14 protein-coding genes are annotated in these 16,085 nt (G+C 45.8%); 2 read left to right on the forward strand and 12 right to left on the reverse strand.

From position 1 onward, the window contains the following. Window positions 1–23 precede the first annotated feature (23 nt). The 9 genes from P7F88_RS17795 to hpaH form a co-directional block, all read right to left on the reverse strand. Entirely contained in the window at window positions 24–1,475 is a 1,452-nt protein-coding gene (locus tag P7F88_RS17795; protein ID WP_277826873.1) for an NAD-dependent succinate-semialdehyde dehydrogenase, read from the reverse strand. A 41-nt stretch (window positions 1,476–1,516) separates the two neighbouring features. Further along, window positions 1,517–2,725, reverse strand: a complete 1,209-nt coding sequence (locus tag P7F88_RS17800; protein ID WP_277826875.1) for a multidrug effflux MFS transporter — start codon at window positions 2,723–2,725, stop codon at window positions 1,517–1,519. Between the two features lie 19 nt (window positions 2,726–2,744). Next, window positions 2,745–3,599, reverse strand: coding sequence for a 3,4-dihydroxyphenylacetate 2,3-dioxygenase (gene hpaD / locus P7F88_RS17805; RefSeq protein ID WP_277826877.1), 855 nt, complete (start codon window positions 3,597–3,599; stop codon window positions 2,745–2,747). 31 nt (window positions 3,600–3,630) lie between these two features. Continuing rightward, on the reverse strand, window positions 3,631–4,020 hold the full coding sequence (locus P7F88_RS17810) for a 5-carboxymethyl-2-hydroxymuconate Delta-isomerase (RefSeq protein WP_277826879.1): 390 nt from the start codon (window positions 4,018–4,020) through the stop codon (window positions 3,631–3,633). A 101-nt stretch (window positions 4,021–4,121) separates the two neighbouring features. After that, a complete protein-coding gene (hpaE, locus tag P7F88_RS17815; protein ID WP_277826881.1) occupies window positions 4,122–5,642 on the reverse strand; it encodes a 5-carboxymethyl-2-hydroxymuconate semialdehyde dehydrogenase in 1,521 nt (506 codons plus the stop codon). 14 nt (window positions 5,643–5,656) lie between these two features. Then, on the reverse strand, window positions 5,657–6,427 hold the full coding sequence (locus P7F88_RS17820; RefSeq protein WP_277826883.1) for a fumarylacetoacetate hydrolase family protein: 771 nt from the start codon (window positions 6,425–6,427) through the stop codon (window positions 5,657–5,659). Between the two features lie 2 nt (window positions 6,428–6,429). Beyond that, on the reverse strand, window positions 6,430–7,095 hold the full coding sequence (locus P7F88_RS17825; RefSeq protein WP_277826885.1) for a fumarylacetoacetate hydrolase family protein: 666 nt from the start codon (window positions 7,093–7,095) through the stop codon (window positions 6,430–6,432). A 47-nt stretch (window positions 7,096–7,142) separates the two neighbouring features. Continuing rightward, window positions 7,143–7,949: a 4-hydroxy-2-oxoheptanedioate aldolase gene (gene hpaI, locus P7F88_RS17830; protein ID WP_277826888.1), complete on the reverse strand. Its 807-nt coding sequence runs from the start codon at window positions 7,947–7,949 to the stop codon at window positions 7,143–7,145. A 10-nt stretch (window positions 7,950–7,959) separates the two neighbouring features. After that, window positions 7,960–8,784, reverse strand: a complete 825-nt coding sequence (hpaH, locus tag P7F88_RS17835; protein ID WP_277826890.1) for a 2-oxo-hept-4-ene-1,7-dioate hydratase — start codon at window positions 8,782–8,784, stop codon at window positions 7,960–7,962. Between the two features lie 419 nt (window positions 8,785–9,203). Here hpaH and hpaC point away from each other — a divergent pair, with 419 nt between their 5' ends. Further along, window positions 9,204–9,716: a 4-hydroxyphenylacetate 3-monooxygenase, reductase component gene (hpaC, locus tag P7F88_RS17840; RefSeq protein ID WP_277826892.1), complete on the forward strand. Its 513-nt coding sequence runs from the start codon at window positions 9,204–9,206 to the stop codon at window positions 9,714–9,716. A gap of 97 nt (window positions 9,717–9,813) precedes the next feature. Here hpaC and P7F88_RS17845 read toward each other — a convergent pair whose 3' ends face one another. Both P7F88_RS17845 and sbmA read right to left on the reverse strand, forming a co-directional pair. Next, window positions 9,814–12,642: an FAD-binding and (Fe-S)-binding domain-containing protein gene (locus P7F88_RS17845; RefSeq protein WP_277826894.1), complete on the reverse strand. Its 2,829-nt coding sequence runs from the start codon at window positions 12,640–12,642 to the stop codon at window positions 9,814–9,816. Window positions 12,643–12,798: 156 nt separating this feature from the next. Next, window positions 12,799–14,070: a peptide antibiotic transporter SbmA gene (gene sbmA, locus P7F88_RS17850; RefSeq protein ID WP_277826896.1), complete on the reverse strand. Its 1,272-nt coding sequence runs from the start codon at window positions 14,068–14,070 to the stop codon at window positions 12,799–12,801. A gap of 207 nt (window positions 14,071–14,277) precedes the next feature. Between sbmA and P7F88_RS17855 the strand changes: the two genes are divergently transcribed. Continuing rightward, complete coding sequence (locus tag P7F88_RS17855; protein WP_277826898.1) at window positions 14,278–14,556, forward strand: hypothetical protein; 279 nt, start codon at window positions 14,278–14,280, stop codon at window positions 14,554–14,556. Window positions 14,557–14,614: 58 nt separating this feature from the next. Here P7F88_RS17855 and P7F88_RS17860 read toward each other — a convergent pair whose 3' ends face one another. Continuing rightward, the gene (locus tag P7F88_RS17860; RefSeq protein ID WP_277826900.1) at window positions 14,615–15,988 is read right to left on the reverse strand and encodes a diguanylate cyclase domain-containing protein; all 1,374 of its coding nucleotides are present in this window, start codon (window positions 15,986–15,988) and stop codon (window positions 14,615–14,617) included. Window positions 15,989–16,085 lie beyond the last annotated feature (97 nt).

The following is a 16,085-nucleotide window of genomic DNA, read 5'->3' on the forward strand; positions in this document are numbered from 1 at the left end:
CCCAATAAAACTAGACGAGAATATTACTTCAGTCCACCCATCAGCATATATTTGGTTTCCAGGAACTCTTCCAGGCCGATGTAAGAACCTTCACGTCCCAGGCCTGACTCCTTCACACCACCAAATGGGGCAACGGTAGTAGAGATAATGCCTTCATTAATACCGACAATACCGGTTTCCAGCTCTTCACCTACTTTCCAGGCGCGAGCAAGGGATTGAGTATAAACGTATGAAGAAAGGCCAAATTCGGTGTTGTTAGCGCGTTCAATCACTTCATCTTCAGTTTTGAATTTAAATAACGGAGCCATAGGGCCGAATGTCTCTTCCGATGCGACCAGCATATCGTCTGTTACTCCAGTCAAGACATGCGGTACGAACAGGCGGCTTCCTTCTTCTGGTAGTTTACCGTACTTAACCTCAGCACCTTTTGCACAAGCATCTTCGATATGTTGTTTAACCTTGTTCACGGCAGCATCGTTCACGAGAGGGCCAATCTTCACTCCCGGCTCGAATCCGTCGCCGACCTTAAGCTCAGCTACTTTTGCTGTCAGTTTTTGAGCAAACTCATCGTAAACACCTTCCTGAACAAATATACGGTTGGCACAGACACAAGTTTGGCCTGCGTTGCGGAACTTAGCGATAAGAGCGCCGTCTACAGCCGCATCGATATCCGCATCGTCAAATACGATAAAAGGAGCATTGCCGCCGAGTTCAAGTGAGAGTTTTTTCACTGTGCTGGCAGACTGCTGCATCAGAATCTTGCCCACGTTGGTGGAGCCAGTGAAAGAGAGTTTTCGTACCGCTTTGCTTTCGGTTAACACTTTACCTATTTCTATCGCATCGCCGGTTATTACGCTAAACAAGCCCTTTGGCAGGCCTGCTCGCTCCCCAAGTTCAGCCAGTGCCAGAGCGGTATAAGGTGTTTCAGGTGCTGGTTTTAGAATTACCGGACAACCCGCCGCGAATGCAGGACCACATTTACGGGTGATCATCGCTGCCGGGAAGTTCCATGGTGTAATTGCGGCGACAACACCGATAGGCTCTTTAGTTGCCAGAATACGAGCGTCGCCCTTGTGCGTAGGGATAATATCGCCATAGGCACGACGAGCTTCTTCTGCAAACCATTCCACAAAGCTGGCAGCGTAGGCCACTTCACCTTTTGCTTCAGCATGAGGTTTACCTTGCTCTGTGGTCATAATGGTTGCCAGATCATCGGCGTTTTCCATCATTAACTCGTACCAGCGGCGAAGTATCTTAGAGCGATGTTCGGCTGTTTCTTTTTTCCAGGTTTTGAATGCTACCTGAGCGTCTTCAATCGCCTGAAGGGTCTCTTTTGCTCCCAGGTTTGGCACGGTTCCGATAACACTGCCATCGAATGGGTTAGTGATTTCTGTGCAACTGCCGTTGTCAGCGTCATCCCACTGACCGGATAAGTAACATTGTTGTCTGAAAAGAGTGTTGTCGTTGAGCTTCATTGTGATTATTCCTTATGTAAACGGCCGCTTCCTTAAACTCATCAGCTGTTTGTTAATGCGGTATCTTCGTCCGGCTTCATTAATTGATAGTGGCTATAAAGATAGAGTGTCAATGAGATGATGCCAAACAAAACCAGATAAATTGGCAACAAAGTGGCACCTAAACTTTCAACCGATGCAGCAACAAGCTGAGCCATTGCTGCACCAAGTAGTAATTGGATAAAACCAAGCAGACCAGAAGCGGACGCGCGATTGTCCGGTACTGCAGAGATAGATAGTGATTGCAGGTGAGGCTGACTAATTCCCCGGCCAAAGGTAAACATCGCCATGGTCAGAAAAAGAGATTCGAATGTGATCTCTGAAAAGAGCATTCCACCTAACATCAGCAATGCGCCAAGCAGAGACAGGCTGTGTCCGGTGATCACCATGGAGGAATGAGTTAGTCGCGCAGCGAGCCTCGCGCTGGTGAAGCTTCCGGCCATAAAGCCAAGTGCGACGAACAGGAACCAGAATCCATAGGCCGTAAGGTCGTAGCCAATTTTGCTCGCGGCGATAAATGGCGCGCATGTGACAAAAGAGAAAAAGCCACAAGCGATCAGAGTGCTGGATACCGACAGATTCATATACAGCTTGTTGGCCAGTAGGGTTTTATAGGTTCCAAAGAAGGAGCGCTTTTTTCTTTCTCCGGTTTCTTTCAATGAAAAAGGGTATTGGAGAAATACGCCAATCCAGACGATAAACGCCATTAGCATGGGCAGATAAAAAACAGAATGCCAGCCTAACATTTCGGCTGAAACGCCACCAACCGTTGGTGCGATGGCCTGAGAAGTTGCCACACCCATAGTGATATAACTGAGTTTTTCCACCGCTTTATCGGAAGGGTAAAGGTCAACAAGAATACTGCGTGCCAGCATCATGCCGATACAACCGCCAGCGGCCTGCATAATACGACTAAGCAGTATCAGTTCTACGCTGGTGGCAAAAATTCCTACAGCTCCACCTGCAATGTGCAAGCCAAAGCCAGCCAGAAGGATAGGGCGCTTTCCCCAACGGTCAGCAATAGGGCCACCAAACAGTTGCCCGATGGCGAGGGTGGCAAGATAGAGGGTAAAGCTGAGTTGAATAACGTTACTGGATGCAGAGAACTCTTCTGCCAGTGTTGGCATGATTGGCGCAACGATATTGAGAGCGACAGGGCTAACCATCGCCATCAATATCAAAAACAGGGTAAGAAGGGTTTCTCTGCTCATCTTTTATTATTGTGTCACGTTATAGATCAAACAGTACGTTAACCTGACCAGTACCAGAGCTTGGGAAGTATGGGCTAACAATGCGACCCTTACCTTTGTACTTGTCCCAGCCTAATGCACCAAACAACATTGCGGTGTCGTGCATGCCACCTTCACCATCGCACTTCTCAGCATAATCCGGCAGGATTTCCAGGAAGGTTTCAATCTCACCATTCTCCCACATTTCAAGAACGCGCATGTCCATCTGGCGGTTAAACTCTTTCGAGATGGTAAATGTTCCGTTGTTTGCCGCGTACTCTTCGTTCGGCCAGATTCGGTGAGAAAGGGAACCAGACGCTAGAAGCATAACGCGGCTATCACTCGCTTCAATCGCTTCTCGGATCGCTTCACCCAGTTTGCGTGAGGATTCAAGACTATGAACGGTACATAGTGCAGCGACAGAGACGACTTTGAACTGCTTGTCTTCATTCATAAAGCGCATCGGAACAAGTGTGCCATATTCCAATGCAAGTGAATCTACCTGATGCGATAGGGTAAATACCCCTTTTTCTGTTGCTACGTCTGCAATCAGGTTGCCCAGTTGTGGATTGCCTTCGTATTGATACGGAAGGTCTTTAATAAAATGAGGGAACTCGTTACTGGTGAACAGGCCTTCAAAGTGATTATTTGCATTGATGTGGTAGCCGGCGTTTATCAGCCAGTGAGTGTCGAGAACAACCACGGTATCGACATTCTTCTCTCTTGCGATTTTGGCGATCTCTTTATGCCCGTCAATGGCATGTTGGCGACAACCATGAAGTTTGCTTTCCGGATCCTCGGACATAATCATGGTAGGTACATGTGTAATTTTTGCAGCAACAACAAGTTCACCCATTGTGCCTCTCCTTGTCAGTTATCAGATTAATTCAACGTTTAGCTTTCAGCTTCTCGTGGATATTGTTCTTTTTGTAATTCAGCGTTGGATGCAGTTCGGTCAGTTCAAAACCGATACTCAGGTAACGCCTGTTAAAAATTGGGTCCAGGAAGTTGGTAAATGCCTCAAAGATGGTGTCTCCGGCCTGTTTTAAAACCTCTTCAGGGCGGCCATTACCAACTTTTGTGGTGAGATGAATAAAAGCGTTTTCCGGATCACCTTCCGCCACACGAAAGTGTTCACAGCGGATTGCACGGCTGCGGATTCCTCCTAGTGGAAACACACCAGTTGAGACGGCGGTTTCATTCAGGACTTTCAGCAGTTCTGGTACATCCAGTTCATCTTCAATATTGGCAGAGTATTCAACAATCAAATGAGGCATCTCACTTCCTTATTTCTCTTCCTTAATACGGCTGGAAAAAGAAGAACCGGGATCGAAAGGGAGTTAATTTTCCCGGCTCTTTCTACTATCTACCTATTTATCTACTTACCTAAGACAGGAACCGTATGAGTATCAAAGGCGATACAAACGTTCTTGGTTTCCATATAGAAATCAAAGCTCCAGTCTCCGCCGTCACGGCCAATACCAGACATCTTCACGCCGCCAAATGGTGATGGAAGATTACGGTTGTTTTCAGAGTTCACCCAAACCATACCTGCTTCAACACTGTGCGCCATTCTTAGTGAGCGGCCTGTGTCTTTCGTCCAGATGTAAGCGGCAAGGCCATAATCAGTGTCATTGGCAATTTCTACTGCCTGTTCTTCGGTGTCGAACTCTATGGCGGTTAGGACTGGGCCAAAGATCTCTTCACGAGCGATACGCATTGTGTTGTCTGCCTCAGTAAACAGAGTTGGAGTCAGGAAGTTACCGTCATAAAGGTCGGTAATCTTCTCGCCGCCAACCGCAACCGTTGCGCCATCTTCCTGAGCGGCTGTTACGTAGCTAAGTACTTTCTCATAGTGAGTTTTGTGTACCAGTGGGCCAACTTCGGTTTCCGGGTCTAGTGGGTGGCCCACTTTGATATTGGCAACACGCTCTTTCAGTGCAGCGATAAATTTATCTTTAATGCCAGACTGAATAAGAAGGCGGCTTGAGCTGGTGCAGCGTTGGCCGTTCAGGCTGTATATCATAAAGACAACTGCATCCAGTGCTCGGTCGAAGTCGGCATCGTCAAATACGATAACCGGGTTCTTACCACCAAGCTCAAAGTGAGCGCGTTTTAGTGTGTCTGCCGCTTGCTTCTGAATCATTGAGCCTGTCAAGGTTTCACCGACAAAGGCGATTGCTTTGATGGCATCGTGCTGAGTCAGTTCTTTACCTGCCACTTCACCAAAGCCGTTAATCATGTTCCACACACCCGGTGGAAGGCCTGCTTCTTGTGCACATTCCGCAAGGATAGCCGCAGAGAGCGGGCTGAACTCAGCAGGTTTGTGAACCACAGTACAACCAGCGGCTAATGCAGGAGCTATCTTCCATGTTGAAAGCATGAAAGGTGTGTTCCATGGTGTAATCACCGCCACAGGGCCGATTGGAGAACGAACGGTAAAGTTGGTGTGCTGATCTTGCTGAAGAGCCAGGCCATTGCGAGCTTCAGGCGCTTTGTCTGCAAAGAATCGGAAGTTTGCTGCACCGCGAACCGCAGCCTGACGCATAAAGCGTAGCGGCTGACCACAGTCTGAAGACTCGACCATTGCGATCTCTTCGGCGCGCGCTTCGATTTTATCCGCAAGTTTGTGAAGGATTGCTTTGCGTTTCGCACCGCTCATCGCAGCCCATTCTTTTTGTGCGGCTTGTGCAGCAAGACATGCTGCATCTACATCTTCTTTGGTTGCTTTTACTACTTGCCCAAGAGACTGGCTGTCAGTTGGAGACGTATTGTCAAAAGTGACACCTTCGCTGCCTAGTGTCCATTCGCCATTGATGTAATGACCCAGCGTATTTTCCTTAAAACGGGCAAGGTAGGTTGACGCTTTATCAATATTGTTCTGAAGTTCCTGACTCATAATCCCATCCTTTGTTAATAATCTGTTCCGTAATATTCTTGTTCCGATACCATGTGTGTTTCCAAAGTACCGACACCTTCGATTGAGCAGTGAACCACATCGCCCGGCTGCATATCTTTAAGCCCTTTCGGCGTTCCGGTAGCTATCATGTCACCCGGCTTCAGTGTCATGATTTTGCTCAGATATTCGATTAAAAACGGCACATCAAAAATCATATCTGCGGTTGTACCTTGCTGAGTCACTTCTCCATTCACTTTGGTTTCCAGCTTCAGGTTGCTGATATCTGGTAGCTCGTCTTTAGATACAATCCACGGGCCGATAGGGCAGAGTGAATCCCGGCTTTTCACCCGCAGGTTAGGGCGGTAGTAGTTTTCAAGGTAATCGCGAATCGCGAAGTCGTTACAGATGGTGTAACCCTCAACGTAGTCCAGCGCATTTTCGCGAGAGATGTTTTTGCCTTCTTTACCAATCACCGCTACAAGCTCGCACTCGTAGTGCATAAATTCGATATCATCCGGGCGGTACGAGTTTTCTTTATGACCCGTTAGTGTGTTGGCTCCTTTGATAAATACCAGTGGCTCTTTTGGTGGCTCGAACGCCAGCTCAGATGCGTGGTCTGCATAGTTAAGACCCAGAGCAAAAATGGTTCCCGGATTCTCAACCGGGCTAAGCCAGGTCACTTCGTTTTCGTTTAGGGTTTGACCATCGTTTGTCACCAGCTCGTTGTTCTGGTTGATTGTGATGTCGTAAGTCTTTTCCTGAAAGAGTACACGTGCTGTTTTCATTATTACTCTCCCTTGACCTGGTTGTTTAATGTAAGAAGACTATTTGTTAGGCATATAAGGTTAGAGCTCACTTTGTCACCTGGATTCAGTGGGACTCGCTCTCCAGGGAAGCCAACTGCAATTACGTCACCTTCTTCTAATGTCATAATGTGCGAAATGGTGCTTATCAGCTGCTCTATGCTTCGCTCAAGGTCGCTTACTTTTAGGTTACGTTGTGACGTGCCATTCACTGAAGTTTCTACTGAAAGTTTGCTAACAGAAGAAATATCAGATAATGGTACTGCGTTTTGTGCAATTGGCGCTGAGCCATCAAGGCATTTGCCTTTGATATCCGGGCGGTAGTAACTGGTCTCCGGAAGAGAGAAGTCATGAACCAGAGTAAGGCCGCTAACTGATTCAAGAGCTTTCTCTTTTGATACGCGGCAGCAGCGCTGGCCGATAACCACGCCGATACTGGCACCAACAACAAGAGGTTGAAAGTCAGAAGGCAGGTCAATATCCGCATCATCAACCGACCAGGTGTTGTGTGTTTTAAAATAAAGCACAGGTTGCGTTGGTGCGTTGAGATACGGTTTTTCGTTAAACGTTTCTTTCAGGTTTTCCAGCTGTGCTTTGTCGTTGAGCGCGACACAGACCAGTTTTCCTTTTACTAATTGGTTTGTATTCATCAGAAATCCTTCCTGAATGCTTATAAATTATTTTGTTAAAGCGGGCGTTAATATCCGCTCGATGCTGACTGAGTTTGCTGGCCTTTGTTTTTTACTTTATTCGCCAGCTGTTCTGCTCCTAATCTCAGAAGTAAAGTGTCGACGCCAACGCCAACAAACTTAGTTCCAGATTCTGCGTAGTGTTGTGCTTTTTCCAGATTCAGTGACAAGATGCCGGAAGCTTTGCCTGACTTCTTAATCACCGACATTCCCCATTCGATCTTCTCAGCGACTTCCGGGTGGTCGGGGTTGCCAACGTGTCCCATTGCACCTGAAAGATCCGACGGGCCGATAAAGACACCGTCCACTCCCTCGACCTGAACAATCTCCTCAAGATTATCCATCGCTTCCAGAGTTTCGACCTGAACCAGAAGACAAATCTCTTCGTTTGCTCTCTTTAGGTACTCTGGCACCTTGTTCCAGCGAGCAGCACGGGCTAGAGAGCTGCCCATTCCGCGAATGCCTTCTGGCGGATATCGAACCGCTCCAACCAGTTCTCTGGCTTGATCTGCTGTGTTCACCATAGGGATTAACAGTGTTTGAGCACCGACATCCAGTAATCGCTTAATGGTTGCGACATTGCCGTCTTCAGGTCTGACGATAGGAGAGACATCGTATGGAGCCATTGCCTGAAGGTGGTGCATGGTGGTTTTTAGCTCAAACGGCGCGTGTTCTCCGTCGATTAAAAGCCAGTCGAAACCCGCACCAGCACAAATTTCTGCGCATGTAGTGTCTGGCAGGCCAAGCCATAAGCCCCATAATGGCTGGTCGCCTTTTAGTGCTTTTTTGAACTTGTTCTCAGGCAATGTCGTCATATCTGGCTCCTTAAACAAACTTGACTGAGATTCCGCCCAGTGGGCCGAAATCTGCATGAATAGTGTCGCCAGCTTTTACTGCAACTGGTCTGGTAAATGACCCAGCTAAAATGACCTGTCCCGGTTTTAATCCGATACCGTGAGGGGCAAAACGCTTACATACCCAGCGAATGCCGTTCGCAGGATGGCCAAGCACACCAGCAGCAAGTCCGGTTTCTTCTATTTGGCCGTTGAGGTAGAGCATTGCGCCAGCCCAGCGAAGATCTTGCTCAGTTGGTTTGATTGGGCGGCCGCCCATAACGATTCCGCCATTGGCTGCGTTGTCCGAGATGGTGTCGTATACCTTACGCGTATAGCCTGTTTCCGGGTCAGTTCGGTGACAGCGAGCAGCAATCAGTTCCAAAGCTGGCACAACGTAATCGGTAGCATTTAGCACATCAAAGATGGTGATGTCTTCGCCCTGAAGTGGTTTGTTCAGAATAAAAGCCAGTTCTACCTCGATGCGTGGATCAAGGAAATCGTCTGCAACGATCTGTGCGCCATCTTCATAAAACATATCATCAAGCAATACGCCGTAATCTGGCTGGTCAATGTTTGAAGCCATCTGCATCGCTCGGGATGTTAAACCGATCTTATAGCCTTTTACTTCTGCACCTTCTTCTATTTTGCGCTCTACCCATTTCTTCTGGATAGCGTATGCGTCATCCATGTTCATTTCTGGGTACTTCAAAGTAAGAGCAGGGATCTGACAACGCTCTCTTTCGGCTATATAAAGTTGTTCCGCTGCATGTTCTATTTGTTCTGGCGATAGCATAAGGTGACCTTCCTCTGTCATTAACTTCCTGTTTACATATTTGGTTAAAAGCCAAACGAACTAGTTAAGATATTAAGTATAATAATTAACATATTAATTAAATGCCAGCAGTTTTTTGTTTGCATGTATTTGACTTAAACGTAATAAAAATAGAGGGTTATGCGGAATTTTCCTGCAGGTTGGGAGATAAAGTTGTTTACTTATTAACTAAATTGAGGCTTTGATCACAAAATTTCCTCCGTATGCAAAATTTCACACTTTGTTTAGTGCAAGTTTGGCGTTGATAAGTGCAATGGCTATACGTTTAGGCTATGAAATTAAATAGTTCTTTGAAATTTGATTGGTCAATGAAAAGTACAAGTGTTCCATTTTTTCGTCTATGTTCAATAGTGGTTGTTATGTGGAAAATTAACATCACATTAACAGTGAGGGATAACAAAATGTCTAACCAACCTTTATTCAGAGATGCAATGGCGAACCTGGCAGCTGCAGTTAATATTATTACTACTGGTGGCGAAGCTGGCACGGTTGGCCTGACTGCGACAGCTGTCTGCTCCGTAACGGATTCACCAGCAACAGTAATGGTTTGTGTGAACCGTAAAAGTGCATCCAATGAGATTATGAAAACTAACGGTCATGTGTGTATCAATGTGTGTGCAGCAGAGCATCAGCAGATGTCTTTAGATTTTGCCGGAATGACAGATATGACGATGGAAGAGCGTTTTGCTAATCCAGCATGGCAGAAAAATGATAAAGGTGTACCTGTACTTTCCGGTTGTTTGGCAAGTCTTGAAGGCCATATTTCTGATATCGCAGAGGTTGGTACTCATACTGTGTTCTTTGTCGCAATCGATAATATTGAAGTAACGAAGTACAAAGACGGACTGGTGTACTTTGCCCGTGAGTTTAAGAAGGTGGAAGGCGAAAAACAAAAAGAAGAACAGGTTGCCTGATATCGCTCATACTTGCTTGCTATGAAACTAAGAAAGCCCTCGCCTGAAACAGACGAGGGCTTTTTGTTGGTTCTTTTGTCGATGGTTGATTTGGTGCTTAGTCCGCTTTCGCCTGCGTACACTGATCAACCAAATAAACAATCGATTGATAGTCGATACCGGAGTGGTGGCTAAGACCGATTTCACATGTACGGCTGGTGGAGTAACCGCTGTTACAACCTTCAACCTGATCTGCCAGGGTACTTAATGCCGATTCATTCAGCTCCGGTGTAGTAAAGCCTTTATCACCGGCAAAACCACAACATGTAATCTGATCTGGCACAACCACATTGTTGCTACACGCATTCATGACATCAGTGATTTTTTGTTCTAATCCCATACGACGAGCAGAGCAGGTGATGTGTAGTGCGACCTTCTCGTCTGTTGGGCTGAACTCTAGCTTATCCATCATATATTCGTGGATAAACTCTACTGGTTCATAAAGTTTCAGGCGTGCATCCAGGTGATCTTTCAACTGCATAGTACACGGGCTGGTATCACAATAGACAGGAATCTCGCCGTAATTACTCGCCTCCAGAAGCATCTTAACGGTTTCGATGGCTTTTGCTTCTGCCTGATTAAACATACCTTTACTCTTAAATGGCATACCACAACACTGATCATTTAGCCCCTGTGGGTAGATAATTTCAAAACCAGCCTTACGGAGCAGGCTTTCGGTTTTGTCTACCAGAGATGTTTGCTCTTCGGCCCCCCTTGCCGGGCCCATAGTACGGCTTGAGCAACTTGGAAGGTAGACAACTTTTAGCTTCTCTTCTGAGCCTGATTTAGGCTCGCCTAGCTTCTCAGGAACAATAATCTTAGGTGCAGCGGTTGGCATTTCAGGACTCCAGTAACCTATCTTGTTACCCGAGATCTTTCTGGCTGTACGTGTGACCGCGCCCATTGCTTTGCTGCCTAAGATGCCGTGGCTTACGTTAGCAACGCCGAATGCTGTTTTTGCAGCTCCGGCGACCGTACCGAAATGATTTGCAATCCATTTCGATACATTCTCTTTGCTTGCATGGCGATCATGGCGTAGCTGTCTGACAAGGTCTCCGGTATTGATACCAACAGGACATACAGTTGAACATAGTCCACAGCCAGCACAGGTATCGATAGCCATATAGTCGTATTCATCGGCAAACGTATCATGGTTTTCACCATCCAGAAGAGCTAACTCACGCTTACCGATAATACGTTGTCTCGGGCTTAGTGTCAGGTTGCGGGAAGGACACATGCGCTCACAGAATCCACATTCGATACACTGGTCAACAATGTCGCTAACCGCTTCCATTGGTTTAAGGTTGCTAATGTGGAGCTTCGCGTTTTTGGTGATCATTACATCCGGGTTTAGTATGCATTCTGGGTCGAAAATCTGTTTGATTTTCAGCATTGCCGCATACGCTTCATCACCCCATTCTTTTTGTACAAATGGAGCCATGTTACGCCCAGTGCCATGTTCGGCTTTCAGAGAACCATCGTATTTATCTACTACTATGTCACATACGTCATCGATAAAGCGTTCGTATCGTGCAATCTCTTCTGAGCTACCAAAACCCTGAGAGAAGATAAAGTGCAGGTTTCCGTCCAGAGCGTGACCGTAAATAACCCCGTCGTCATAGCCATAATCCTGCATCAGATTTTGCAGGTCGGACAGCGCATCAGCCAAGGTTTCAATAGGGAAGGCGACATCTTCAATCAGTGCTGTTGTGCCTTTAGGGCGAGTTGCGCCTACCGCCGGGAAGATACCTTTACGGATGTTCCAGTAGGCACCGTACTCCTCTGGTTTATCGGTAAAGCTTGCCGGAACAACCAGTTCAAGGTCGTCTATTTCCGACAAGATAGTCGCGATATGGCTTTCTAGTTCTTCCTGTTCATCCGCTTCGGCCTGCACCAGAATAGCAGTTGCACCTTCTGGTACGTCCGCAATGTAATCGGGTACACCATCCATATGCTGAACGGCTTTCATTGCAAAGTAGTCGATCATCTCTGCGGCAGAAACTGGTGTTTTGTTCAGTTTAAAACGTGTAACCGCAACACTGGCAGTACGTATGTCCGGGAATACAATAAACGCAGAAGCTTTCAGTGGATATTTGCGAATGGTGTTGTGGGTTATCTCAGAGATAAATCCAAGGGTGCCTTCTGAACCAATCAAAAGGTGAGAAATCATATCGATTGGGTCGTCCCACTCGAGCAGTGAGCGCAGACCATAACCAGTGGTGTTCTTGATTTCGTACTTACGAAGAATTCTCTTAGCAAGCTCTTCATTACTGCGCAGATCATTCGATAACGCTTCAATCTCCGCAATCATGGTTGCGTGGCTTTTTCTAAACGCATCACGGCTTGATTCAGAGCCAGTATCAAGTACCGTTCCGTCCAGGAACACAATCCTTGCCGACTCCATCACACCGTAGGTGTCCATCGAGTTCATACCAGCAGCGTTGTTAATGGCTATACCACCAACAGACGCCGCATCTATTGAAGCTGGCATAGGAGCGAGTTGATAATCAAAAGGAGCAAGATAACGGTTTGCGTCTCCACCCAACACACCAGGTTGCATTCGAATCTGCTTACCGCCTTCTAGAACTTCATAGTCTTTCCAGTCAGGAGTAAGAGAAAGAAGAATAGAGTCGGTGATGGTTTGCCCTGATAAGCTGGTGCCTGATCCTCTGAAAGTGATAGGCAACTTAAGATCGCTGGCCAAAGTCATCAGGCGAATGATTTCTTCTTCATTGGCGACTTGTACAATGACTTGTGGAATCAAGCGATAGAAGCTCGCGTCGGTGCCGTAGGCAAGCTTGCGAAGGTAGTCTGTAATGATTCGTTTTTCAGGTATAAATTCAGCAGCTTTGCTAATAAAGTCCTGGTAAAGTTCCTGCTTTTGCATCACGTTATCCTGTTAGTGTAAGGGTAAGGGCAATAGACCCTATTTATAATTTTATTTTTCTAACAGGTTAGCAGATCTACCGCCCTCTAATTAGAATGTTTGAATGAACATTATTGTTGCAAAAACATTCTTAATTAGAGGGAGTGTTGTAATTTTTTAACCTAATTCTTCAGCTTCCTTCATCTCCAATGCTTTCTCTTTATAGATATTTTCAAATGCTTTCAGACGTTTATAGATGGACATCAGCTCTACAATAGTGGTCCATGAGTTGATTAAGTACTGAAAAGAATTTTCAACCTGACCGAAGGCGTTCATGATGCGCTGCATTACACCTAATGTAAAAGCTCCCGCCACAATAGAGGGTGCTAATGCGATAAACGGAATAAACGCTCCGAACTGAAGGTAGCCATAACGAATCACATTGAAGTACACGTAGTGCAGGTAAAGCTTGAAGTAGTTCTGGCGAACATTACCAAAAAGCTCTTCTAACGTTAGCGGGTGCGCTCTGTCTTCATGATCCTCTCCATATACCAGCTCCTTACGATACGCCGCTTCGACCTTCTGGTTATTAAATTCCAGCCCCGGTAGTTTGATACCTGCAAACGCCAGCAAAACAGTACCGAAAATCGACCATAGAATGGCGACGAAAACCAGAGCTTGTGGCACTTCACCAACGATTGGCAGCGCTGTGACATAGCCAGAAAGCCCCCAAAGAATCGGTAGAAATGCCATTAGAGTCATCACCGAGTTCAGGAACTTAACGCCTAACGTCTCCATAATGGTTGCAAAGCGCATGGTATCTTCCTGAATACGCTGCGCCGCGCCTTCAACATGACGAACATGCTCCCACTTCGATGTGTAGTATTCTGTCATCGCAGTACGCCAGCGGAAAACAAAGTGGCTGACAAAGAAGGAGTTACCAACCGCGACCATGATGGCAACCATAAGCAGGATCATCACTGTTGAAAGTTCCGAGTAGAATTCAGACAGAGTAATACTGTTCGGAGCGGTCAGCGCTTTTTGAATTAGGTTATAAAAGTCGCCATACCATTCGTTCAGCATAACGCTGACTTCAACCTGGAACCAGGTGATAAATACTATCAGGGCAGAGCCTGAAACAGACCACTTCGCCCATTTTTGCCCGCCCAGATACATCCATGCACCAATAAACACCGCATAGCATAGCGTCATAAATTGGTACAACCAGGCGTTATTTGCGGTTTCGGTTGCTAGCTGAAACTCTGCTTTCAGTGCATCTGTCGCGTCGACAGGCAAAGCTGACGGATACTCAATACCTACAAGATGCGCAAGGCTGAAATAGTGCCCCAGGTCTTCGATGGTTGTGTACCAACCCACAACACATAATAGAGCCCAAAGAACAAAACTAAGAAAAAACCATTTGGGGTTTGGAAAAAAAGAACTAAACACGACTCTTACCTTTAAAAGATTCTTATTACAGAACAATGTACTTGAGACAATACAATTTGAGATTGGTTTAGTGAAGAGATTAATTTGATCAGAAGAGCAAAGGAAACAGGATGTTTCCAGAACTTGATTGGGATCAGTAGCCCAAAAGTGGTATCCCGTAGAATAAACCCATATTCAAAAATTAGACAATGATCAGGGATTGGATCTATGGGTATTGAAGAAGAGAATTATTCGCGATGGAGGATAAGAACCAGGGTTATTGGCTTTGTTGCGTGGTTAGGTATTGCACTATCTGTGTTGGCTGTTGTTGCCACCTATTTAGTGCCTGATATCAGTAATACTGCCAGATTAATGGGTTTTATATTTTTGATCTTAAATGTAATGGCGAGTCCTTTTTTGCTGTATTTATTTGTGCGAACAAGGGTCAATTTAAAGGAAGCCAAGGAGCGTTACGAGCAAATGAAACACACAGAGGTTTCATCGTAAGAAGAGTTGGGCAAGAAGATGCTTGTCCAGCTAGCTCTGGTTTTCAGAAATCTTTCGTTCAGTCAAAGTTGCTTTCTTGTCCTGCTTTATTGTTTTCCTTATCTTTGTACATACTTTTATCTGCAAGAGTAAGCAGAGTGTCTGCGGAAAGATCGGAGTTCGTACAGATTGCATGTCCGATACTTATTTCAATATATATTCGTTTTTGACCAGATTGGTATGGTTTGCTGCATATAGAATCTTTTACGTTAGCTATGATTTGCTCAACATGCTCCAGTTCGGACACCCTTGGAAGAATCACCAAAAACTCATCTCCGCCCATTCTCGCCACGATATCTGAAGAACGGACTGCCTTTTTGATTCGTTTGGCGACTTCGATTAGTAGTTTGTCCCCAACGGCATGACCATAGGTATCATTCACGGATTTGAAATCATCCAAATCTAAATTGAGTAACGCGAATCCTCCGCTCCGATTTTGCGTATCACTGACCAATTGCTCTAGCGTATAAAAAAAGTACCGACGGTTTGGTAGATGAGTAAGTTCGTCATGAATCGAGAGATCGTGAGCTCGGTGATAGAAGTAATAAACCATTAGCAACCCAAAAATAATCAGGCCGGTGATAGGGTAACCAAACAGGCGGCTTCCATATTTTTCATAAAATGGTATTTGTTCGTATAAGGACTCCAGTGATATAGCCATTTCCCACGAACCGGACGGTATCACGACAGTTTCGCTAGCGTATATCGAGTCAAATACAGATGCATTTCCCCAAAATACTTCACCTTGTGACCCCTTTCCGTCTTTACCTCTGATTGCAAAATTGTACCTTTTCTCCACCTCGTAAATGCCAGCGTGAGTAAACAGACTCTCTATATCTAGTACGACACTACATGTTCCCCAGTACTGAGTGTTAAGAGGAGGGTCGGTAAAGATAGGGGTTCGCGCTATCAGTCCGATACCACCCTGAACCAGGTTAACAGGGCCAGCTATGAAAATGGCTTCTAGCTCTCTGGCTTTTTTGACTGTTTCCCATTGGACCGGGATGGTTCGAAAATCCAAACCTAGTGCAGCTTCATTACCCTGTAGAGGGTATACAAACTGAATGATATCGTCTGGCGCTAAGCCTATATTTCTAAGGTGGCTTGATTTATTAAATAGTTCCTTCGCAGCATTGTGCCATTGGGTTTGGGAAGAGTTAGGAGTAACACTAACAATTGTGGCCAGGCTATTTGCAAAGAAAATATCTGAGTATATGTCAGCTTCAAGATTCGAACGAATAACCGTCAGCTCTCTTTGCGCTGTTTTTAAGATTTGGTCTCGTGAAAACTTGAGTTGTTGAGAATGCTGATATTCGATAATTGAGACCGCAATAGCACACAATACTGCAACGAATAACGCAACAACAAGACGAACTCCAAAAACATACTTCATCGGCACCTAGTGGATATTGATAGTTTTCTATCTATTTAGAATAGACGACAATTTTCTGCCTAGTGATGATTTTTTGAACATAGTTCACAATTTTCTA

Source organism: Vibrio hannami (genome assembly GCF_029589055.1).
In the GTDB taxonomy this organism is placed as follows: Bacteria; Pseudomonadota; Gammaproteobacteria; order Enterobacterales; family Vibrionaceae; genus Vibrio; species Vibrio hannami.